We start from the raw sequence: 22,045 nt of genomic DNA, 5'->3' as shown, positions 1-22,045 counted from the left end.
CTCGGGTGCGCTATATTTGCCTGACTTCGCCGCGAGGCACCAGCAAAGTGGCGACCCAAGGGAAGGCAGCGGCCATGAGTTATCCGTCGGACCCGTACGGCGCCAACCCGGGTTGGCAGGGCCAGCCGCCGCCGAGCTACGGCGCGCAGCCGGCCTACGGCGGGCAGCCGGAGCCGGACAACTACCTGGTGTGGGCAATTCTGAGTACCGTGCTGTGCTGTCTGCCTGCCGGCATTGTGTCGATCGTGTACTCCACCAAGGTCTCCGGCTTGTGGGCACAGGGCCGCTACGGCGAGGCGCAGGCCGCCTCGGCCAACGCGAAGAAGTGGGCGATCATCAGCGCCATCGTCGGTGTCGTCGTTGCCGTGATCGGCACCATCCTCTACGTCGTGCTGATCGCGGCGGCCGTGTCGATCGACAATCACATCCAGACGACGTACACCACCTATTCCGGTTACTGAGCAGAACCGATCGCGTCCACCAGGCCCCACGCCAGCGCCGTCTGCGCGTCGACGGTGTGACCTGACAGCACGAGATACGCGGTGCGCCAACGGCCTATGCGACGGGTCACGCTGACCGTGCCGCCCGCACCGGGTATCAATCCCAAACCCAGTTCGGGCAGCCCGAGCACGCAGTCCGGCGCCGCCTGCACCCGTCCGCAGAACGCGGCCATCTCCAGTCCGCTGCCCAGCACCCGCCCGTGCACCTGCGCGCAGCACGCCGGTCCGAGGCGGCCGGTGAGTTCGTCGAGCACCAGGGCCGGGCTGTGCCGGGTGCGCGCCAGATGAGCGCTGGCCGGGTCGGCGAAGGTGCCGAACTCGGCGAGGTCTCCCCCGCTGCAGAACGACGGCCCGGTGCCGCTCAACACAACTCCGGTGACGGACGGATCCAGTTGCGCGACGGCCAGTGCCTCCAGCAGCGCCGTACGCGTCCCGTTGCAGAAAGCGTTGTGCCGCTGCGGCCGGTTGAACCTGATCCGTAGCGTGTCGTGGTCACGCTGCACCGCAACGGGATTGACGCTGCCTGCGACCCGGGCGGGCCCGCGCTGGGACAGCCAGCGGGCGAACTCCGGACCGGCCTGCAGCGTGGAATAGGCCAGTGATTCGGTAACCAGGCCGGCCAGGGTGGCACCGGCGGGGTCCAGGCAGCGCAGCACGTCGTCGCAGATCGCGCTGGCGTGCGGCCAGCGGTCACACCGCGCCGTCAGCTCGGCCAGCGTCTCCGGCACGGACTTCACGGCGACCACGCGAGGATCCGCGCAGGGGCGCTCGCTGAGGGTGAAGGTAGCGGTTTCCAGCCAGAACTCGCTAACGGGTGAGCCATCCGGCGAGCCGAATGCGACGATCACACCCGGCGGCACGGCCGCATCAGGCTCCGGCGCGCCGGACAGGTCGACCACCCGCAGGGTCACACCGAATACTTCTCGATCAACTCGTTCTTGTAGAGCTTGCCTGTGTCGGTCCGCGGGAGCTCCGCCTCGAACACGATCTCGCGCGGACATTTGAAGTGCGACAGACGTTCTCGCAACCAACTCGCCAGTTCATCGGCGAACGCCGCGGTGGCGTCGGCCGGGTCGACGGTTTGCACCGCCGCCATCACCCGCTGACCCATCTCGTCGTCCGGAACACCGAACACTGCCGCATCCAACACCTTCGGATGGGTGACCAGTAAATTCTCGGCCTCCTGCGGATAGATGTTCACCCCGCCGGAGATGATCATGTGATGACGGCGGTCAGTGAGGTAGAGGTAACCTTCCTCGTCGAGAAAGCCGATGTCCCCCACCGTCATCCAGCCGTGCGGGTCGCGCGATGCGGCGGTTTTCGACGGGTCGTTGAGATACTCGAACGAATGACCGCCCTCGAAGTAGATCTCACCGGGGTGACCGGGCGGCAACTCCTTGCCGTCCCGCCCCAGGATGTGCACCGCGCCCATCATCGGTTTGCCCACCGATCCCGGGTGGGCCAGCCAGTCCTCGGCGGTGATCAACGTCGATCCGATCGCTTCCGAAGACGCGTAGTACTCATCGACGATCGGCCCCCACCACTCGATCATCTGCTTCTTGATCAGCACCGGGCACGGCGCGGCCGCGTGCATTACTCGCTTCAGGCTGGAGAGGTCATACGAATTACGCACGGCCTCCGGGAGTTTGAGCATCCGCACGAACATGGCGGGGACGAATTGGCCGTGCGTAACCCGATAGCGCTGGATCGCCTCCAACGTCCACTCCGGGTCGAACTTCTCCATCACCACGGTGGTGAGACCGGCCGCCTGCACCGTCATCGACCACACCGACGGCGCGGTGTGATACAGCGGCGCCGGGCTCAGATAAACCGAGTCGGGATCCATCCAGAATCCCACCAGCGCCGACATCATGCCCGGCGCATCTTCCGGTGGCACATGCGGCAATTCGCGCTTGATGCCCTTCGGGCGCCCGGTGGTGCCCGATGAGTACTGCAACAGGTCGCCCTCGATCTCGTCGACGATAGGCGTATCCGGTTGGTCTGCAACACATTCCGGGTATCGCCGCCATCCATCGAGATCCCCGTCGGCGATCAGCAGCAGCTCGGGCAGGCCGCCTGGAAGATGCTTGCCCAACTCCGCACACAGGCCGCCCAGCGCCGCCGACCCGATGATGGCTTTGGCGGTGCTGTTGCCGATGATGTAGGCCGCTTCGGGCGCCGTCAGATGGGTGTTGATCGGCACGTAGTACAGCCCGGCACGCCTGGCTGCCCACATCACCGCGTGCATGTGCTCGTTGTTCTCCATCAGGATCGCGACGGCGTCGCCCTCGTGCAGACCACGAGCGCGGAAGTAATGCGCCAGGCGGTTGGCGCGGCCTTCAAGATCGTCGAAGGTCACCACCGTGCCCGACGGGTGAAGGATGACGGCGGGCTTACCGGTGCCCACATGCTGTCGAAACTGCATTGGCCGACTGTACCTTCGGCAGCACTGCGGGCCGTTGCGCAACAGGCCCCGATCCGGCCCGCGGCACCGGCGACATGACGCGGCCGCACCCCGGCCAGGGGGTGCAGCGCCTGCCACGCTTCTACTTCTCGAAACAAACACTTGACTGCTTTGACGCTCCCGCCGCAGCGGCGTCGGCCAGATGGTGGACCGTCGCTGACGTCGGCACCCGATTGCTCCGCACCCACCCCAAAATTCTTTTACCAGACGCAAAGTTTGCTTTCAAAGCTTCTGCTAGACGGCCTGATGCAAGTTTCCGCATGCTGCAGGGGTCCGCATCTCGCGGCCCACACCGTGGAAGGAATCCAGATGTCGTTTGTCAACGTGTCGCCGGAAATTCTGGGCGCCGCGGCCTCTGACCTCGCCGGTATCGGTTCGGCGATCCGTGAAGCCAGTCTCGCCGCGGCGGCGCCGACCACCTCCATCGCCGCTGCGGGTCTGGATGAGATTTCAGCGGCGCTCGCAACGCTGTTCGGCAACCACGCCCGGGAGTACCAACTCGCGAGCAACGCGGCATCGACATTCCACAACGATTTCGTGCGGTCCCTGACCACGTCGGCGAGCAGGTACAGCGCGGCCGAAGCCGTCAATGCCTCGCCGCTGCAGATTGTCGAACGGGAGATGCTGTCCTTCATCAACGCGCCCAGCCAGGCTCTGCTCAGGCGGCCGTTGATCGGCAACGGTGCCGACGGCACCGCGCCGGGGCAAGCCGGCGGAGCCGGTGGGTTGCTGTTCGGCAACGGCGGCAGGGGCGCGGCGGGCACCACCGACATGGCGGGCGGCGCCGGCGGTGCGGCCGGCCTGCTGGGTAACGGTGGCGCGGGCGGAGTCGGCGGCAAGGGCGCGGCCGGAGGCGCCGGCGGCGCCGGCGGCTGGCTGTGGGGGCAGGGTGGCGCCGGTGGCACGGGCGGTGTCAACGGCGGGGCCGGCGGGGCAGGCGGCAACTCGTTCTGGATCGGCAACGGCGGCGCCGGCGGTGCCGGCGGGGCGGGCAGCGGCAACGGCGGGGCGGGCGGTAACGGTGGTTTGTTCTCCGGCAACGCCGGTGTCGGGGGTGATGGCGGAGTGTCGAACACTGCCGGCACCGCGGGCGGCAACGGCGGCAACGGCGGACACGCCGGACTGATCGGCGTCGGCGGCGCGGGTGGAAACGGCGGCCACGGCGCTGCGGGTGCCGCCGGCAGCTCCAACGCCAACGCCAACGGCGGCAACGGTAGCTTCGGCGGAATCGGCGGGAACGGTGGGAACGGCGGAGCCGGCGGAGTTCTCTACGGCGACGGCGGCAACGGTGGGGCGGGCGGCGCCGGCGGAGCCGGCGGTGCCGGCGGCCACGGAGCCGACGGTATCGGCACCGCCGGCGCAGGTTCCCCGGCGGCCTCGGGCTTCACCGGGGGCAATGGTGGAGCCGGCGGGGCTGGCGGTAACGGCGGAGCAGGCGGAACCGGGGGCAGCGCCCTCCACCTCGGACCCATCGCCAGCAACCAAGGCCTCGGCGGGGCCGGTGGAACGGGCGGAGCGGGCGGCGCTGCCGGTGATGGCGGCGCCGGAGCGGCCGGCACCTGGACGAACAGCAACGGCGTCGGCGGCAACGGCGGCAACGGCGGCAACGCCGGCGCCGGCGGCGCTGGCGGACAGGGAGGCACGGGGTTTGTCAGTGGCGCCAGCGGCGCGACGGGCAGCACCCCCCATAGCGGCAACGGCGGCACCGGTGGGGCCGGCGCCGACGCCGAGACTCCGGCCGGAGTCGGGGCGAAGGGCGGCGACGGCGGAGCCGGCGGCTCATACGGAAACGGCGGAAACGGCGGAAACGGCGGCAAAGGCGGTCTCGGCACGGCCGGCACCGCGGGCGTCGGGCCCAGTGCGAACGGATTGGACGGTAACGCCGGCGGAACCGGCGGTGCGGGCGGCGCCGGTGGCGCCGGGGGCGTCCAAGCGGGCAACGGCGGAAATGGCGGTGCCGGCGGAACCGGTGGGACCGGTGGTGCCGGAGGCGACGGCACCGACGGCCTGGGCGCACAAGTCCACAACCAGGGCGGCGGCGACGGCGGCAACGGGGGGACCGGCGGCAAGGGCGGTACCGGCGGAGCCGGCGGTGCCGCCGGGCATGCGCTGTCGACCACAGGCCACGACGGCATCAGGGGTGTCGGCGGCGACGGCGGCACCGGCGGGGCCGGCGGCAAAGCGGGCAACGGTGGCCGCGGCGGCGACGGCTTCAACGGTGGCGGACAGCAGTCGGTTCCCGGCATCGGCGGCGACGGCGGTAACGCCGGGGCCAGCGGACAGGGCGGACAGGGCGGCGTCGGTTCCACCAACGGCGCTACTGGCCAGCTCAGCAGCACAGCACATGCCGGTGGCGATGGGGGCGATGGAGGCAACGCGGGCAGCACGTCGTCCGGCTTTGCTCCGGCTGCCGGCGGGACGGGCGGAAACGGCGGCAACGGCGGCAGCGGCGTCAACGGCGCTGCCGGCGGTAAGGGCGGCACGGGCGGATTCGGTGCCGCGAGCAGCTCGCTCAACGATCCGGCCGGGGTAGGAGGTAAGGGCGGAAACGGTGGTGCCGGCGGTGCCGGCACGGTCAGCGGCGGCACGGGGGGTGCCGCCGGGAACGGCGGCACCGGCGGCTCCAGCGCTGGCGTCGGCGGCACCGGCGGTGGAGGCGGTGTCGGCGGCGTGGGCGGCAAAAGCGTGACCGGTAACGGCGGTCTGGGCGGCGGCGGCGGGGCCGGAGGTGTCGGAGGCAACGGCAGCAACGGCAGGTGGGGCGGCAACGGGGGCGGAGGCGGAAGCGGCGGCGCGGGCGGCGACGGCGGTGGCGGCAAGGGCAGCGTCGGCCATGGTGGCTCGGCCGGTGCAGCCGCCAATTCCAATGTCGGTGCTGCCGGCGGCGCCGGTGGTGGCGGCGGCGCCGGCGGGCCCGCCAAGTGAGCCGCGACGAGCGGCTCTGCCTGGGCAGCCTCGCCGTCGCACCGCGGGCGGCCCAGTCCCAACCGACCGGACCCTAGGCGGCGGCGAACGGCGCGCGCACCGTCGGCAGCACGTGCCGGCGGTTCACCACCACCGCGCCGACGGCCAGCACCCCGTACACCCCGCTCAGCGTCAGCCGGCCCTCGGGCGAGGCGATCGGGAACTGCACGATGAACAGCACCAGCAGCGCCCAGGCCGTATAGCGATGGAAGCGCAGCGCCAGAATCAGGGCCACACCCATCAGGGTCTGGGTCGCGGTCAGCAGCATCTCTTCGATCTGCCTGCCGTCCAGCACCAGCGCGGTGCCCCCGCCGCCGGCCAGATGGGCGATCGGCAGCGACCCCACCAGCAGCGTCCATTGGTTGACCTTCGACGAGATCAACGTCGCGATCGCCGCGGTGCCCTTGCCTCTGCTGGCGAAGATAACCGCGATCACGAACTCCGGGGCCTCGGACGCCAGCGGCGCCAGCCACTGGACCAGCAGGAACCGGTCGACGCCCAACTCGGCGCCGGCGCCGATCAGGCTCTCCGCGAAGGGTTTTGCGCAAGCCAGCACCACCCCGGCAGCGACGGCGAATAGGGTGACGACGGCCGCGCGACGGGTCCGGCCGGGCAACGCGCCCAGCGCCGCGGCGGTGCCGATCAGCTCGGGTTCCACCACCGCGCCGCGGCTGAGCTTGTAGAGATAGAAGCCGAACCAGGCCAGCAGGGCGACACCCAGCGTGATGTGGATGCGGCCCGTCGCCGGAACCAGGACCGCGACGATGCCTGCGACCAGGAGGAACCCGAGTTCCACCCGGTTGGCGCGCTCGAGCTTCAGGGCAGCCGCCGGCCTACCCTTGCGGCGGGCCACCCACAGCGCAATAAGCACCACCACCGGCCAGCCGAGGCCCATCAACAACCGGTTCGAGCCGGTCATATTCGCAGCGGCGTACTGGGTGTACTCGGCGTGCGAGCCGGACTGGTAGGCGTAGTAGAGGTCGACCGCGTATTCCGGCAACACCGCGATGAGGGCCAGGACCGCGATCGCCAGACCGCCGGACACGTCGAGTTGCGCCGCTTCGGCCGCCCAGGCGAGCAGGAAACTCGCCGCGACGACGGCCGCGCCGTAGACGAGCAGCGACACCACGGGCGCGGGGTGCAGCCCGACGCTGCGTACGATCAGCGCCGGCGCGATGAAAATCAGGGTGGTGAGCAGCGAACGCAGCAGTGCGTCCGCGGGGGTCCGGGTCCGACGGCGTTCGGCGATCAAGGCCATATCGCGTCCTTCGGTTCCTGCGGTCCGAGTTTCGTCGAAAGCGGCGAGACTTCGGACCGACTGTTTGTCGGCCGAAGGTCTCGCTCGCCGGACACTTCCCGGTGGATGACCGGGCGTCCGAACCGAGTCCGAAATCGCCAGTATGTCGACCATCCGCAGCCGCCGGTATCACACCGACGATCTGGAACTACTCCCCTTCGCTACCCCGAGGCTAGCCTTACCAGCGAGGTATGGCAACTTAGCTATGCTGCGAATTCAACGATCAGACTTGGCTATACGAGCTGTTCAAGTGCCATGAACTTTGTTCTTCGGTGATGCGAAAAAATGTTCTGGCAAATCACTTGATCGTTGTGTCCGCAGTCGTATGGTCGCTCACCTGGCGTTTCTTTCGGGTCTTGTAGGGCGGTCTGCGTCGCCACCAGAATGAGCGCCAGGGTGAGTACGAGGGTGAGTACGAGACTGAGGTCGTGCACCCATCGCCTATGGTGTCGCCTGCCGTCGAGCAGCGGCCCGGCCCGCGCGATGATGTCGTCGATGTATGCGGTGTTGCGCGAACGCGCCGCGGGGCGCTCGCGTCGAGTGTGGAACTCGTGCGGCGCGAAAGGTCAGCAACTTTTCATTTGCGTGGTGCGCATTCTTGTCTCCGGTGTACGGTGGGTCCGCCCACGACACCCCACACTTCGACGCACATGAGTGACAAATGACTCCATCGACGGTGCTATCCGCGCTGGACAGCGCAGTGCTCGGCGGCTTGCACACCAACGACGAGCTGCGCGCGATCCTCTGCGAGCGCGGGTTGCTGGCCCGATTCCTTCAGGTCGAAGCGGAACTGGCGGCGGCGCAAGCCGACCTGGGCATGGTCCCAGCCGAAGTCGCACCAGCGCTGCGCGCCGTCACCCCGGACGAACTCGACATCGCACGCCTCGCCAGCCGCACGAACGCGGCCGGGTATCCGATCGTCGGCCTCGTCGAACAACTCGCCGCGATCCTGCCTGGCGGTCTTGGGCAGTACACCCACTGGGGGGCTACCACCCAAGACATCATGGACACCGCCGTGGTCCTGCAGATCGTCGCGGCGCTCGATGTCATCGAGCGGGACCTTCTGCACACGCTGGCCGCGCTAACGCGTCTGGACACTGAGCATGGCGGCGCGGTGATGGTCGGTCGCAGCCAACTGCAGCAGGCCCTCCCGATCACCTTCGGGTACCGCGTGGCGTGCTGGACCGCGCCGCTGCTACGCCATCTGGACCGGCTCACCGAGCTGCGGCCCCGAGTCGCGGTGGTTCAACTCGGCGGCGCTGTCGGCAGCCTCGCCTCCATGGCGCCGCACGGTTTGGACGTTCGCCGCGGTCTGGCCCGGCGCCTCGGCTTGGCCGCGCCGTCGATCAGCTGGCACTCCACCCGCGATAGCTTGGTCGAGGTCGTAGCCTGGGCCGCACAGGTGGCGGCTTCTTTGGGCAAGATCGGCCTCGACATCGTCGTGGGTTCCCAAGCTGAGCTGGCTGAGCTGAGCGAGCCCAGCGCACCCGGTCGCGGCGTCAGCAGCACCATGCCGCAGAAGCGCAATCCCATCGGCTCACAACAACTCATCCGAGCAGCGCGGCTGACCCGCACCTACCTGGACCTTGCTCTCGACGGTGCCGTGGCCGATTGCGAACGGGCGACGGCCGTCTGGTCGCTCGAGTGGCACTCGGTGGCCCCGGCGCTGGCCGTATGCGGCGGCGCCGTTCGCACCGCGGCCGACATGCTAGGCGGGCTGCACGTGGACGCCGCGGCAATGGCAGCCAATCTCGACCTGACCCGTGGGATGCTCATGGCCGAATCGGTGATGATGCGGTTGGCGCCGGAACTCGGCCGCCAGGCCGCCCACGACCAGTTGGAAACGTTGGTTACCACGTCCCTCGAGACAGGCGAGTCTTTCGCCACCCTCGTTGCGCGCCGCGACCCGAAGCTGGCCGACGCCGTAACACCGGCCGCCTACCTCGGACACGTCAAAGAACAAACCGCCGCCGTGATGGAGGCGGCCGCTCGGCGGTGGACAGACGCCGACGCAGGGTAGCTTCCCCCTACGACAAGTGCCGCATGACAACGGCCAAAGCCCAGACCAGCCGCCACTGCCGGTGAAGCCTACTGCGCGTCGCGCAGGCGTTCCTTGAGCGCGTCGAATTCGTCGCGGATACCGGTGGGCAGCTTCTCGCCGACGAACTCCAGCCACTCCTCGATCAGCGGCAGTTCCTCTCGCCACTCCTCGGTGTCGACGGTCAGCGCTGCGGCCACGTCACCGGCCTCGACATCCAACCCGTCCAGATCCAGATCCTCCACGCCCGGAACCGTGCCGATCGGAGTCGTGCTGCCGCCGGCCTTGTGCTCGATGCGGTCGACGATCCACTTCAGCACCCGGCTGTTCTCGCCGAAACCCGGCCACAGGAAGCGGCCGTCTTCGCCGCGGCGGAACCAGTTGACGAAGAACACCTTGGGCAGCTTGGACTCGTCGGCGTTCTTGCCCAGGTTGATCCAGTGGCCCAGGTAGTCGCCGACGTTGTAGCCGAGGAACGGCAACATGGCCATCGGGTCTCGGCGCACGTTGCCGACCTTGCCCTCTGCCGCGGCGGTCTGCTCGCTGCCCAGGGTGGCACCGATGAAGACACCGTGCTGCCAGTCGCGGGCCTCGGTGACCAGGGGAACCGTGGTCTTGCGGCGACCGCCGAACAGGATGCCGGAGATCGGCACGCCCTGCGGGTCGTCCCACTCGGGAGCCAGAATCGGGCACTGCGACATCGGGGTGCAGTAGCGGGAGTTCGGGTGCGCGGCGTTGGTTTCCGTCTCGCGGAAGTACCAGTCGTTGCCCTTCCAGTCGATCAGGTGCTGCGGGTCGCCCTCCAGGCCCTCCCACCACACGTCGCCGTCGTCGGTCAGCGCAACGTTGGTGAATACGGTGTTGCCGCCGGCGATGGTGCGCATGGCGTTGGGGTTGGACTTCCAGTTGGTGCCCGGCGCCACGCCGAAGAAACCGAACTCGGGGTTGACGGCGTACAACCGGCCGTCCTTGCCGAAGCGCATCCAGGCGATGTCGTCACCCAGCGTCTCGGCGCGCCAGCCGGGGATGGTGGGCTGCAGCATGGCCAGGTTGGTCTTGCCGCACGCCGAAGGGAACGCGGCGGCGAAGTAGTACGCCTTGTTCTCCGGCGATATCAGCTTGAGGATCAGCATGTGCTCGGCCAGCCAGCCCTCGTCGTGAGCCATCGCCGAGGCGATCCGCAGTGAGTAGCACTTCTTTCCGAGCAAGGCGTTGCCGCCGTAGCCCGAGCCGTAGCTCCAGATCTCCCGGGTCTCCGGAAAGTGGGTGATGTACTTGGTGTCATTGCACGGCCACGGCACGTCGGCCTGGCCCTCTTCGAGGGGGGCACCGACCGAGTGCAGCGCCTTGACAAAGAAGCCGTCGTCGCCGATCTTCTCGAGCGCGGCCTTGCCCATCCGGGTCATGGTGCGCATCGAGACGACGACGTACTCGGAGTCGGTGATCTCCACGCCGAGCTTGGGGTCCTCGGCCCCCAGCGGGCCCATGCAGAACGGCACCACGTACATGGTGCGACCGCGCATGCAGCCGCGGTACAGGTCGGTCATCAGCGAGCGCATCTCGCTCGGGTCTTTCCAGTTGTTGGTCGGACCGGCGTCGATCTCGCGCTCGGAGCAGATGAAGGTGCGGGACTCCACCCGGGCGACGTCGGACGGGTCAGACAGCGCCAGGTAAGAGTTGTGGTGCTTCTCCGGGTTCAGCGGCTTGAACGTGCCGGCCTCGACCAACTGGTCAGCCAGCCGCCGGAACTCCTCCTCGGAGCCGTCGGTGAAGACCACCCGGTCGGGCTGGGTGAGCTCGGCGACCTCCTGCACCCAGGACAGCAGCCCCTGATGGTTGGTGGGTGCGGTGTCCAGGCCGGGGATGGTCGCTGAGGTCATCGAACTCTCCTGAATTCTGCTGCGAGGTATACGTCGGTTGCAGTGGCATGCATGTTCAGCACACTTAACGCTTTCTTATTCAGATTATCGCGCATCAGTTGTCGCGTAAGTCCCAGGAGGGTATAAGCCTGCTCACAAGACCGATTCAGAAAGGTCTGCTGCTGTCACGCGTCGGGGTTTCGGCCCGGACGATCCCCGGCTGTTTAGGGATACCCGGTTCCCCCAATTCTGCGCGGATCGCGTCGAGCACCAACTGGATGGTCGGCATCTCCCGGTCACGCACCGCCGCGGCCCGCGCCGCCGCGAGGCCATGCTCACGCAACTCGCCGTCGATCGCGCTGACCTGGTCGGCCACGCGGACGTGCTCGGCTTCGTCGTGCGCGCTGGCCGCGGTGCTCAACAGCGCTTCGGCGGCCAGCACCCGACTGGCCACCGTCTGATCGCCGACCGAGCGCAACGACGACGTCGCGTCATCCGCCCAACGGTCCAGCACCGCACGGTCGCTGAGCAGACTGCGCACCGCGACCACCCACGCCGTCGTCGCCAACCCCAATGCCACGCAGACCGCGATCCCGGCGGCCGTCAGCCCCGGATGCAGGTCAGCTGCCAGTCCGGCGACCAACCGGCTCAGCGTCAGCGCCACCCCGAGCCCGAACACCGCGCCGAAGACCATCATCAGCCGCATCTCCAGGCGGCGGGATTTCAGGGCGGGAGCCGACACCGGCACGCTCGGTGCGGCGCTCGGCGGCATATCCAGCGGCACCCCCATGGCCGCGGCCACCTCGCCCAGGTGGGCGTCGCACCCCGCGGCGACCTCGCCGGCCACCTCGTCGAGCCGAGTCTGGGCGGCGGCCGCGAAACCTGGCACCTGCCGGCGCGACAGTGCCGCGACGTCCGCGTGCAGTTCGCCGCGCAGCGTCGCCGCGCGGGTGCGCACGGCATGCGACTGCTGCACCCGTGCCTGCTGTATCTGGGCGCGCAGCGTGATCGTCCGCTCGGACCGTGATTGACGCCGCTGCCGCAACGCCGCGCCGCGCTGCTCGCGCAACGCCTCGACCCGGGCTCGCCTACCCGCGCCGTCGGCGTCCCGGTCGAAGCGTTGCGCGGCCGTCCACAGCCGTGATTCCCACGCGCGCAGCCGGTTGCGACGGGCCATGTCGGAATCGGCAAGCTGGGCGGCCACCGTGCCGACCAGGTCGTCGACCTGTGGCGAACCGACCTGGGGTGCGGCGGCGGCGCCGAGCCAGGGCACCTTGCCGTAGCGCGGTGCGTGCGCGGTCAGCCGGCTCCGATTGGCATCGAGCACGTCGCGCCAGCCGAAGTGCACGTCGATCTTGGCCACCACCGCCACCACCATGTCGGTGTTGTCGGCCGCGGCGTCGAGCAACAGGCAGTCTGACGCCGTCATCGGCGCGGCGGCCGACACCACGAACACCACCCCCGTCGGGGCGTCGCCGGCGCCCAACTCGCCAGACTCGATGAACGTGCGTTGCGGGATCCGTTGCCGAAGCGCGGCTGCGACGCTGCTGACCCCGGCCAGCCAAGGCCCCGTCACCAGCACCGCGTCGCGCCGGCTGATGACCGGCGGGCTCAGCTGCGGCCCGATGGAGGCCACCAGGGTGTCGACCCGGGCCAGGGGATCCTCGCGGGTACCGCTGGTCACCTCGGCTCCTGACCGGCCGACCACAGGCGCAATGCACCCCTGGCGATGTCCGCACCGTAGGCACGGTGCAGACCGTTCGGCGCGCAACGGCCGTAACGCTGCCAGTGCACGGCTCGCTGCAGCGGTCCTGACGGCCCGGGTGCCAACCCGTCCTCCTGTGCGGCGTCCAGCGCAACGGCCATTCGCGCGATCACGGTGTCGTCGGCGGCGAGAAAAGTGCCGATGGCGGGGTCACCGACAGACAGCACCTCCAGTTCGGTGACGGCATCGAGCACCCGCCGGTAGCGAGCCCGTGCGCCGGCGGCGACGAGACGCTCGACGACGTCGTCGACGCCACTCACCCGACGCCACAGCGCCCGCACCCGGGCGGGCCCGCTCCCCTGCCGCAGTGCCGCGACCGCGAGCGCGATACCGAACAGATCCACGGTGGCCAACAGCTGCCGGCGCACCGGCACGTCTGTCGTGAGGAACCCGTCCAGACGGTCGGGCTCGGCGGCCAATGTCCGCAACGCCGCCCAGCTGGCGGCGTCCACCCCGCCGAGCGCGGCCGCCGCCAGCAATCCGCTCATCGGCACCACCGGCGCTCCCAGTAACCGGGAGAACTCGGGACAGCGCGCGCTCGCCGCGGCCATCGGGCCCGCACCGCCGAAGCCGGTCAGGTCCGCCTTGTTCAGGACGACCAGCTGCGCAGCTGATGCGTCCTCCGGTTTGACGACCTCCGCAATGACCTGAACTTCGAGGTCAGCGTCGCTTTGCACCACCGTGAACCAGTGCCCCAGCGCGCGGGCGACCGTGCTGCGGCCCACCCCCCGGCGCCCGCGGACCGCCACCCGCAGTGGCGCGGCAACCCGGTCGGCGATGGCCGTAACCCGCTGGTCAGCCGCCCGCTGCGCGAATCGTCTCAGCTCCTCGACGAAAATCTGGTCCCCCCGTCCCCTCGATAAGCATCCGCACCGAATGGTGGCATTTGCGACGCCCGCGCGCGAGCCAGGTGCCGCCCGATACCAGCCAAAGGCAACTGTTGGGTATCAATCTGGACCAGAGGCGGCTACACCTGGTGTTCATGCGCCACCATGGACGGATGCATGCGCAACCCGGGGTTGGGTTACGGCCCGACGCGCCCTGGGGCTATCTGCCTGCCACGAGTTACCGGTCGCGTCGTTCCGCACTGTCCGATGCCCAGCGGCAGACCTGGGAGCGGCTGTGGCCACATCTTGGCCGGCAGGCCGACGTCCCGTCCGGTGGGCCCCCGGACACCCCGCTGGACGCCCGCCTGGACACTCAAGCCTGGTTCGGCCGCAGCGCGCCGCTCGTGGTGGAGATCGGATGCGGCAGCGGGACGTCGACACTGGCGATGGCGCAGGCCGAGCCGCAGATAGACGTGATCGCGGTGGAGATCTACCGGCGCGGTCTGGCGCAACTGTTGTGCGCCATCGACGCCGAGCAGGTCGGCAACATCCGGCTGATCAGGGGCAACGGGGTCGACGTGCTCAGGTACCTGATCGAACCACAGTCGCTGACCGGGGTGCGGATCTTCTTCCCCGACCCGTGGCCGAAGGCACGGCACCACAAACGCAGGCTCATCCAGCCCGCAACGGTTTCCCTCATCGCCGATCGGCTACTCCCGGGAGGTTTGCTGCACGCCGCCACGGACCATCCCGGCTACGCCGAGCACATCGACGCGGTGAGTTCCGAGATGGAAGAGGCCGGGACCCGGCTCGTCCGCGTCGACCCCGAGTCCGAATCACTACCGATCTCCGTCAGTCGTCCCCCTACCAAGTACGAGACGAAGGCTCAAGAAGCGGGCAGCCCCGTCTGCGAGTTCGTATGGAAGCGGATCTGAAGCACATGAGCATTACCGAAGAAGTAGCCGCGCAGGATTCCGAGTCGCTGGCACCCATGCTGGTGCCGGACCTGTCGCCGGACGGGCTGGCCGGCCTTGCCGGGCCGATCCAGAAGCAGCTCAAGCGCATGTTGTTGGTCTGGGACGCCCCGAACCTCGACATGGGGCTCGGCTCGATCCTGGGCCGCCGCCCGACCGGGGTGGAACGGCCGCGGTTCGACGCGCTGGGCCGCTGGCTGCTGGCGCGCACCTCCGAGGTCGCCGCCGGGATCGGGGCGGCCCACGACGTCCGGGTCGAGCCGGAGGCGACGGTGTTCACCAACATCGCGCCGGGCAGCGCCGAAGTGGTGCGGCCGTGGGTCGACGCGTTGCGCAACGTGGGATTCGCCGTCTTCGCCAAGCCTAAAATCGATGAGGACAGCGACGTCGATCGCGACATGCTCGAACACATCGACCAGCGCTTTCACGAAGGGCTCGCGGGCCTGGTGGTGGCTTCGGCCGATGGTCAGGCGTTCCGGCTACCGCTGGAAGCGGTTGCCCGTGCGGGAACCCCGGTTCAAGTGCTCGGATTTCGTGAACACGCCAGTTGGGCGCTAGCGTCGGATACCTTGGAGTTCGTCGACCTGGAAGACATTGCAGGCGTTTTCCGGGAGCCACTGCCGCGAATCGGCCTCGATTCGCTACCTGAGCAGGGGGCTTGGCTGCAGCCGTTCCGGCCGCTGTCATCGCTTTTGACCTCGCGTGTGTGACAACCAAACAGCAAAAACGCGGGTCTTAGTAGGTCTTTGAAGATCCAGTAAGGAGCTTAAGTGTTCGCCTGGTGGGGTCGAACTGTGTACCGGATCCGGTACATCGTAATCGGGGTCACGGTGGCTCTGTGCCTGGGCGGTGGCATCTTCGGACTCAGCCTGGGCAAGCACGTGACGCAGAGCGGTTTCTACGACGACGGCAGCCAGTCGGTCAAAGCATCGGTGCTCGGTGACCAGGTGTACGGCCGCGACCGGACCGGCCACGTCGTCGCGATATTCCACGCGCCCAACGGCAAGACCGTCACCGACCCTGCGTGGTCGAAGAAGATCTCCGACGAGCTGAACCAGTTCGTCGCCGACCATCCCAAAGAGGTGTTCGGCTGGGCCGGCTTCCTGCGGGCCCCCGACAGCACCAGTCCGGTCATCAAAGGCATGGCCACCGACGACAAGAAGTACACCTTCGTGTCGATTCCGCTCAAGGGCGACGACGACGACACGATTCTGACCAACTACAAGACCATTGAACCGGCACTGCAGAAGCTCGACGGCGGCACCGTCCAGCTGGCCGGCCTGCAACCGGTCGCGAGTGCCCTGACCGGCACTATCGCCACCGATCAGCGCCGCATGGAGGTGCTGGCGCTGCCGCTGGTGGCGGTCGTGTTGTTCCTGGTCTTCGGCGGCGCGGTTGCGGCCTGCCTTCCCGTCATGGTCGGCGGTCTGAGCATCGCCGGTTCGCTGGGCATCCTGCGGTTGATCGCGATGTTCGGGCCGGTGCACTTCTTCGCCCAACCGGTGGTCTCGCTGATCGGTCTCGGCATTGCGGTGGACTACGGGTTGTTCGTGGTGAGCCGGTTCCGGGAAGAAATCGCCGAGGGCTATGACACTGAGGCCGCCGTGCGACGCACGGTGATGACGGCGGGCCGGACGGTGGTGTTCTCGGCGGTGCTGATCGCCGCTTCGGGTGCCAGCCTGCTGTTGCTGCCGCAGGGTTTCGTGAAGTCGCTGACCTACGCCCTGATCACGGCGGTGTCGTTGGCCGCGATCCTGTCCATCACGCTGCTGCCGGCCTGCCTGGGCGTGCTCGGCAAGCACGTGGACGCGCTCGGTGTGCGGACCGCGTTCCGGGTGCCCTTCCTGCGGAACTGGAAAGTCTCCCGGGCCTACCTGAACTGGCTGGCCGACCGCCTGCAGAAGACCAAGACCCGCGAAGAGGTCGAGGCCGGCTTCTGGGGCAAGCTGACGAACTTCGTGATGAAGCGGCCATTGGCGTTCGCGATCCCGATCGTCATCGGCATGATCTTGCTGATCATCCCGCTGGGCAATATGTCGCTGGGCGGTATGAGCGAGAAGTACCTGCCGCCGAACAATGCGGCGCGCCAGGCGCAGGAACACTTCGACAAGCTCTTCCCCGGCTACCGGACGAATCCGCTGACACTGGTGATCGAGTCGACCAACCATCAGCCCGTTACCGACCAGCAGGTGGCTGACGTCCGCAGCAAAGCGATGCAGATCAGCGGGTTCATCGAGCAGGACAACGACCCGTCGAACATGTGGCAGGAGCGCCCGCAGGCGCCGGGCGGGTCCAAGGACCCGTCTGTCCGGGTGCTGCAGAACGGGCTGATCAACCCCTCCGACTCGTCCAAGAAGCTCGAAGAGTTACGCGCGATCACGCCGCCCAAGGGCATCGAGATACTCGTGGGCGGTACGCCCGCCCTGGAACAGGACTCGATTCACAGCCTGGTGGACAAGGCGCCGCTGATGGTGCTGGTGCTGATCAGCACGACGATGGTTCTGATGTTCCTGGCCTTCGGATCGGTGGTGCTGCCGATCAAGGCGGCGGTGATGAGCGTGCTGACCCTTGGGTCCACCATGGGCATCCTGACCTGGATCTTCATCGAAGGCCATGGCGCCGGACTGCTGAATTTCACGCCCACGCCGTTGATGGTGGTCATCATCGCCCTGGTGGTCGCGGTCGGTTACGGTCTGGCCACCGACTATGAAGTCTTCCTGGTTTCCCGCATGGTGGAGGCCCGCGAAAACGGCATGTCGACGCAGGAATCCATCCGGATCGGTACGGCGACCACTGGTCGCCTGATCACCGCGGCCGCGCTGGTCCTCGCGGTGGTTGCGGGTTCGTTCGTGTTCTCCGACCTGGTGATGATGAAGTATCTGGCGTTCGGCCTGATGGCAGCCTTGCTGCTGGACGCGACCGTGGTCCGGATGTTCCTGGTTCCGTCGGTGATGAAGCTGCTCGGCGACGACTGCTGGTGGGCACCCCGCTGGATGAGGCGCCTGCAGAACCGTATCGGCCTGGGTGAGATTCAACTGCCCGACGAGCGCAAGCGGCCGGCCACCAAAGCACGGCCGCCGGTGACGGCGGGCCTGGTCGCTGCCGGCACCGGGGCGTCGCGCCAGCCGCACGACCCGACGCACCCGGCGGCGCTGACCCGACCCACGCGTCCGGAGCTGACACCCGCCCCGAACGCCCCGTCGTCGCCGCAGGTACCGGTACGGACGCCGGCTGCCCAGCCCGGCGAGGCGCCTACCACGCGTCTCTCGGCACCCGGGGCCACCCGCAACGGCCCGGCGCCGCGCCCGCCGGCCCGTGGCGCGGCGGCCACGCCGCCTTCTGCCGGGGAGACCAACAAGATGCCGGTGGCGGGCAGCCGGCCGGAACGCGCGCCGGAACCCGAGGCTGCCGACAAGACCGCCGCCCTGCCTGTTCAGCGGGCCGAAGGGGATGACTCCGAGACAGCCACCGAGAAGCTGAACGCCCGCGGGATCCAGGAGGACAGCTCCGTGGACACCGGACGCCGGCGACGTACCGGCGGCGGTGGCCTGTCCGCCCAGGACCTGCTGCGTCGTGAAGGCCGGCTCTAGCCGAGGCCGGTCTCTCATGCCCCGAGCGTGCACTTGGTAACAGCGACACGCCGCGGGTGGCGTACATTCGTGCACCTTCGCGGCTACAGCCCACGCGCGAAGCACGGTTCGACATCCCCCGAGCGTGCACGAGATAACAGCGACACGCCGCGGGTGGCGTACATTCGTGCACCTTCGCGGCTTTGTCCGTGAGAATCGTTGGCCATGAACAGGTCACGAGTGATCAGCAGCGCCGTCATTGCACTCGCCGCAACGTCGGGTATCGCCCTGCTCAGCGCCGGCCCGGCGAGCGCCGACGGACCAGTCCAGGTCAAGAGCCGAATGGGTGACGTCTGTCTGGACGCACCGGATGGGAGTTGGCTGACCGCCGTGGTGGTCGACCCCTGCAACGGGACGGACGCTCAGCGCTGGAATCAGAACGGCGAACAGTTGGAGAGCGTGGCGTTCCCCGGGAACTGCCTGACATCACAGAACGACGACCGGTGGACGGCACATCTCGGCCCCTGCCTGAATTGGTTCAACCAGCAATGGAACCCCCAGCCCAACGGCCACATCACGACGGGCCTGGATGGGTGCCTCACTGTTCTTGGCGGCCCGAATCCCGGCACCTGGGTCGCCAGCCGTTTCTGCGGAGGCGGAGTCGATCAGGGCTGGGACCTGGTGCCCTAATCGTCCGGCTTGTCCGGTTTCGCCTGCAAGATCGCCGACACCTCTTCGTCGTTGGCCTGCTCTTCGGCCTCCGCGTCCGGATCGTCGGCCAGCAGCACCTGCATCGCGTTGTTCAGAAACGCCACGGTCGGAACCGACAGCAGAGCACCCACGATGCCGGCCAGCACGCCGCCGGTCGAGATCGCCAGCACCACCGCCAGCGGGTGTATAGACACCGCACGGCCCATCACCAGCGGCTGCAGGATATGCGCCTCGAGTTGGTTCACCACGACCAGCAGACCGAGCGTCAACAGCGCATAGAGCATGCCCTTGGCCAGCAGGGCCACCACCACCGCCAGCAATCCGGACACCAGGGCACCTATCAGCGGCACGAACGCACCGAGGAAGACGATGGAGGCCAACGGCAACGCGAGCGGGACTCCCATGATCGCCAACCCGGCACCGACTCCGGCGGCGTCGGTCAGGGCGACCAGGAAGGTGGCCCGGATATAGCCGGTCAGCGCGCCGTATCCGGCGTGACCGGCCTGGTGCACCCGGTCGCGGACGTGCGGCGGGAAGATCTTCTGCACGTACTGCCAGATATTGCGGCCGCCGTACAAGAAGAAGATCAGCGTGAACAGCACCAGCACTGCGGCAGTGACCAGTTCGGTGATGGTCGCGGCGGTAGACAGCGCGCCGCTGGTCAACTTCGCCTGGTTGTTGCGCAGCGCCTCGATCGCGGCGTTGCCTGCATTGTCGATCTGCTCGCGGCGCAGATGCGCCGGCCCTTCGATCAGCCACTTGCGGCTGCTGTCAATGCTGTGCTCCACCTGCTTGACCAGGTCGGGCACACCCACGATGAACTGACTGATGACGAAGGCCAAAATGCCGCCCAGGATCGCGAATCCACTGAGCAAAACCACCGTCACCGCGGCCCCGCGCGGCAACCCGTGTTCGTCTAGCCAGTCGACCGCCGGCACCAGCAAAGCGCTGAGCATCAACGCCAGCAAAACCGGCACCACGATGATCTCAAGCCTGTCGACCACCCACAGCAGCGCAGCTGCGGCGGCCACGATCACCAGCAGTCGCCATGACCACGCCGCGGTCTTGCGAACCAGCGGGCTTACCGCTTCGTCGTCCATAGTTGCCGACATTGGGCCAGCCTAGCGGGCGTCTCCGGCAAACCCGGCCGCCACGATCCGGTTACGACCTCAGAACAACGCCGACACGTCAGCGACGTGCAACGATGCGCCGAACACCGGCGCGGCTACCCTAATGCGATGTCATCTGACGCCGGTGCCCGCAAGTTTGCGGTCACGCGCCTCACCCGGGGTGAGAAGCCGGCGCGCGGCAAACACTGGTGGCTGCGGTGGGTAGTGCTGTCTGTCGTCGCGGTCGTGCTCGGCGTCGAGGTGATCCTGGTGCGCGACCAGCTGGCCAAGGCGTGGACGAGTCTGTTCGAGGCGAACTGGTGGTGGTTGGTCGCCGCGATGGCGGCCGCCGCGGCGTCGATGCACAGCTTCGCCCAGATTCAGCGCACGCTGCTGCGTTCCGCGGGCGTGCACGTCAAGCAGCTGCGCTCGGAAGCGGCCTTCTACGCGGCCAATTCGCTGAGCACCACACTGCCCGGCGGCCCGGTGATATCGGCGACGTTCCTGCTGCGCCAGCAGCGCATCTGGGGCGCTTCCACGGTGGTGGCGTCCTGGCAGCTGGTGATGTCGGGCGCCTTGCAGGCCGTCGGGCTGGCCGTACTCGGCCTGGGCGGCGCGTTCTTTCTGGGCGCCAAGAACAACCCGTTCTCATTGCTGTTCACGCTCGGCGGTTTCATTGCGCTACTGCTGTTGGCGCAGGCGGTGGCATCGCGCCCGGAACTCATCGAAGGAATCGGCAGCAAGGTGCTGTCCTGGGTGAACTCCATTCGCGGCAAACCCGCCGACACCGGTATGGACAAGTGGCGCGAAATCCTCATGCAGCTGGAGTCGGTGAGCCTGAGCCGCCGCGACCTGGCGGTGGCGTTCAGCTGGTCGTTGTTCAACTGGATCGCCGACGTCGCGTGCCTGGGGTTCGCGGCCTATGCCGCCGGCGACCATGCCTCGGTCGCCGGACTGACGGTCGCCTATGCGGCGGCCCGCGCGGTCGGGACGATTCCGCTGATGCCGGGCGGCCTGCTGGTCGTGGAGGCGGTGCTGGTCCCTGGCCTGGTTTCTAGCGGCATGGGGCTGCCGAATGCGATCTCGGCCATGCTGATTTACCGGCTGATCAGCTGGCTGTTCATCGCCGCGATCGGCTGGGTGGTGTTCTTCTTCATGTTCCGCACCGAAAAGCTCAACGAATCCGGCGCGGACGACGACCCGCCCACCGACCCCGAATTACGGGTACCGGACCTAGGTGTCCGAAGTCACCGAACCAACCCGGGCGACTCGGCGCTGCAGGGACCGCTGCCGCCGCTGGACCGACCCAGCTAGCCGTTCGCGGGTTTCGGCCCGGGCAGCGGCCCGGTGCCCGCCGGCGGCGCAGCCGGCGCTCCCGCCGCGGGCAGCCCGCCGGCCGGGAGCCCGGGCAGCCCGCCGCCCTGTGCTGCCTGCACCATGCTCAGCGCCTGCGGCAACGAGATCGGCAACCGGCACTGGGTGCCCAGCTTGTTCAGCGGGTTGGCCAGTCCCTGCATGTCGAGCGCGACCTTGGGATTCGCCTCGAAATATGCCTTAACCGAACCAAGCGACTGGGGACCGGCTTGCTGTTGCAGGGCGCTGGTCATCACCTGGTTGGTCTCCGGGTGGGAGTCCAGGTAGTCCCCGGTCGACTTGGCAACCGAACCGACCGTGCGGGCCACCTCACTGGCCGCGCAGGGGTCGGTCGAACCCGTCGCCGCGGGTGCCCCCAGAACGGCCCCGAAACCAACCAAGCCGGCACAGGACAGCCCGGTAGCGGCCGCGACGGCAACAAGCCCGCGGCGCATCAACGACGTACTTGGCATGGGTCACTCCTCACGATTCGCCACCCGAAGTCCCCCGACCGGCGGCCAAGGACATCCTGCCATCCCGCCCGGCGGGGTCGCCAACCCGAACGGGCACCGTCATACCGATCACGACTTAACAACGATCCCGCCAAACCGGTGT

General features: G+C 68.3%; 16 protein-coding genes. 8 read left to right on the top strand and 8 right to left on the bottom strand.

Features of this window, described 5'->3' with window-relative positions; genetic code table 11:
• Nucleotides 1-74: 74 nt before the first annotated feature.
• Nucleotides 75-461, top strand: a complete 387-nt coding sequence (locus tag JX552_RS02475) for a CD225/dispanin family protein (RefSeq protein WP_205875935.1) — start codon at nucleotides 75-77, stop codon at nucleotides 459-461.
• Here the strand turns inward: JX552_RS02475 and JX552_RS02470 are convergent.
• Both JX552_RS02470 and fadD4 read right to left on the bottom strand, forming a co-directional pair.
• Complete coding sequence (locus JX552_RS02470; protein WP_431195958.1) at nucleotides 455-1,405, bottom strand: enoyl-CoA hydratase/isomerase family protein; 951 nt, start codon at nucleotides 1,403-1,405, stop codon at nucleotides 455-457. The genes JX552_RS02475 and JX552_RS02470 overlap by 7 nt on opposite strands.
• Nucleotides 1,406-1,407: 2 nt before the next feature.
• On the bottom strand, nucleotides 1,408-2,925 hold the full coding sequence (fadD4, locus tag JX552_RS02465) for a fatty-acid--CoA ligase FadD4 (protein ID WP_205875933.1): 1,518 nt from the start codon (nucleotides 2,923-2,925) through the stop codon (nucleotides 1,408-1,410).
• Between the two features lie 348 nt (nucleotides 2,926-3,273).
• Here fadD4 and JX552_RS02460 point away from each other — a divergent pair, with 348 nt between their 5' ends.
• Nucleotides 3,274-5,889, top strand: a complete 2,616-nt coding sequence (locus JX552_RS02460) for a PE family protein (protein WP_205875932.1) — start codon at nucleotides 3,274-3,276, stop codon at nucleotides 5,887-5,889.
• Between the two features lie 73 nt (nucleotides 5,890-5,962).
• Here the strand turns inward: JX552_RS02460 and JX552_RS02455 are convergent, their stop codons facing one another.
• Entirely contained in the window at nucleotides 5,963-7,186 is a 1,224-nt protein-coding gene (locus JX552_RS02455; RefSeq protein WP_205875931.1) for a sodium:proton exchanger, read from the bottom strand.
• A gap of 700 nt (nucleotides 7,187-7,886) precedes the next feature.
• Here JX552_RS02455 and JX552_RS02450 point away from each other — a divergent pair.
• Nucleotides 7,887-9,245: a class-II fumarase/aspartase family protein gene (locus tag JX552_RS02450; RefSeq protein ID WP_205875930.1), complete on the top strand. Its 1,359-nt coding sequence runs from the start codon at nucleotides 7,887-7,889 to the stop codon at nucleotides 9,243-9,245.
• A 68-nt stretch (nucleotides 9,246-9,313) separates the two neighbouring features.
• On the opposite strand, the gene JX552_RS02445 is transcribed toward JX552_RS02450, so the two are convergent.
• The 3 genes from JX552_RS02445 to JX552_RS02435 all read right to left on the bottom strand — a co-directional run bounded on the left by JX552_RS02445 (nucleotide 9,314) and on the right by JX552_RS02435 (nucleotide 13,765).
• Nucleotides 9,314-11,143, bottom strand: coding sequence for a phosphoenolpyruvate carboxykinase (GTP) (locus tag JX552_RS02445; RefSeq protein ID WP_205875929.1), 1,830 nt, complete (start codon nucleotides 11,141-11,143; stop codon nucleotides 9,314-9,316).
• Nucleotides 11,144-11,288: 145 nt separating this feature from the next.
• On the bottom strand, nucleotides 11,289-12,806 hold the full coding sequence (locus tag JX552_RS02440) for a hypothetical protein (protein WP_205875928.1): 1,518 nt from the start codon (nucleotides 12,804-12,806) through the stop codon (nucleotides 11,289-11,291).
• Nucleotides 12,803-13,765 carry a hypothetical protein gene (locus JX552_RS02435; protein ID WP_205878170.1) on the bottom strand — a complete coding sequence of 321 codons (963 nt, stop codon included), beginning with the start codon at nucleotides 13,763-13,765 and terminating at the stop codon, nucleotides 12,803-12,805. Before JX552_RS02435 ends, JX552_RS02440 begins: the two co-directional genes overlap by 4 nt.
• 104 nt (nucleotides 13,766-13,869) lie before the next feature.
• On the opposite strand from JX552_RS02435, the gene trmB reads away from it, so the two are divergent.
• From trmB to JX552_RS02415, 4 genes are all read left to right on the top strand, one after another.
• Nucleotides 13,870-14,649, top strand: a complete 780-nt coding sequence (gene trmB / locus JX552_RS02430; RefSeq protein ID WP_205875927.1) for a tRNA (guanosine(46)-N7)-methyltransferase TrmB — start codon at nucleotides 13,870-13,872, stop codon at nucleotides 14,647-14,649.
• Nucleotides 14,650-14,654: 5 nt separating this feature from the next.
• Nucleotides 14,655-15,398: an NYN domain-containing protein gene (locus tag JX552_RS02425; protein WP_205878169.1), complete on the top strand. Its 744-nt coding sequence runs from the start codon at nucleotides 14,655-14,657 to the stop codon at nucleotides 15,396-15,398.
• 60 nt (nucleotides 15,399-15,458) lie between these two features.
• Nucleotides 15,459-18,278 carry a trehalose monomycolate exporter MmpL3 gene (gene mmpL3 / locus JX552_RS02420; RefSeq protein WP_205875926.1) on the top strand — a complete coding sequence of 940 codons (2,820 nt, stop codon included), beginning with the start codon at nucleotides 15,459-15,461 and terminating at the stop codon, nucleotides 18,276-18,278.
• Between the two features lie 204 nt (nucleotides 18,279-18,482).
• Entirely contained in the window at nucleotides 18,483-18,947 is a 465-nt protein-coding gene (locus JX552_RS02415; RefSeq protein ID WP_205875925.1) for an Rv1419 family lectin, read from the top strand.
• On the opposite strand, the gene JX552_RS02410 is transcribed toward JX552_RS02415, so the two are convergent.
• The gene (locus JX552_RS02410; protein WP_205875924.1) at nucleotides 18,944-20,080 is read right to left on the bottom strand and encodes an AI-2E family transporter; all 1,137 of its coding nucleotides are present in this window, start codon (nucleotides 20,078-20,080) and stop codon (nucleotides 18,944-18,946) included. The genes JX552_RS02415 and JX552_RS02410 overlap by 4 nt on opposite strands.
• A 126-nt stretch (nucleotides 20,081-20,206) precedes the next feature.
• Here JX552_RS02410 and JX552_RS02405 point away from each other — a divergent pair, with 126 nt between their 5' ends.
• Entirely contained in the window at nucleotides 20,207-21,391 is a 1,185-nt protein-coding gene (locus JX552_RS02405; RefSeq protein ID WP_205875923.1) for a lysylphosphatidylglycerol synthase transmembrane domain-containing protein, read from the top strand.
• Here JX552_RS02405 and JX552_RS02400 read toward each other — a convergent pair.
• Nucleotides 21,388-21,903, bottom strand: coding sequence for a hemophore (locus tag JX552_RS02400; RefSeq protein WP_205875922.1), 516 nt, complete (start codon nucleotides 21,901-21,903; stop codon nucleotides 21,388-21,390). The two genes, JX552_RS02405 and JX552_RS02400, sit on opposite strands and share 4 nt — an antisense overlap.
• Nucleotides 21,904-22,045: the final 142 nt, after the last annotated feature.

It is taken from the genome of Mycobacterium gordonae, assembly GCF_017086405.1.
Classification (GTDB): Bacteria; Actinomycetota; Actinomycetes; order Mycobacteriales; family Mycobacteriaceae; genus Mycobacterium; species Mycobacterium gordonae_D.
The sequence above is the reverse complement of the archived record's forward strand: the minus strand, read 5'-3'. Positions and strand labels throughout refer to the sequence as shown.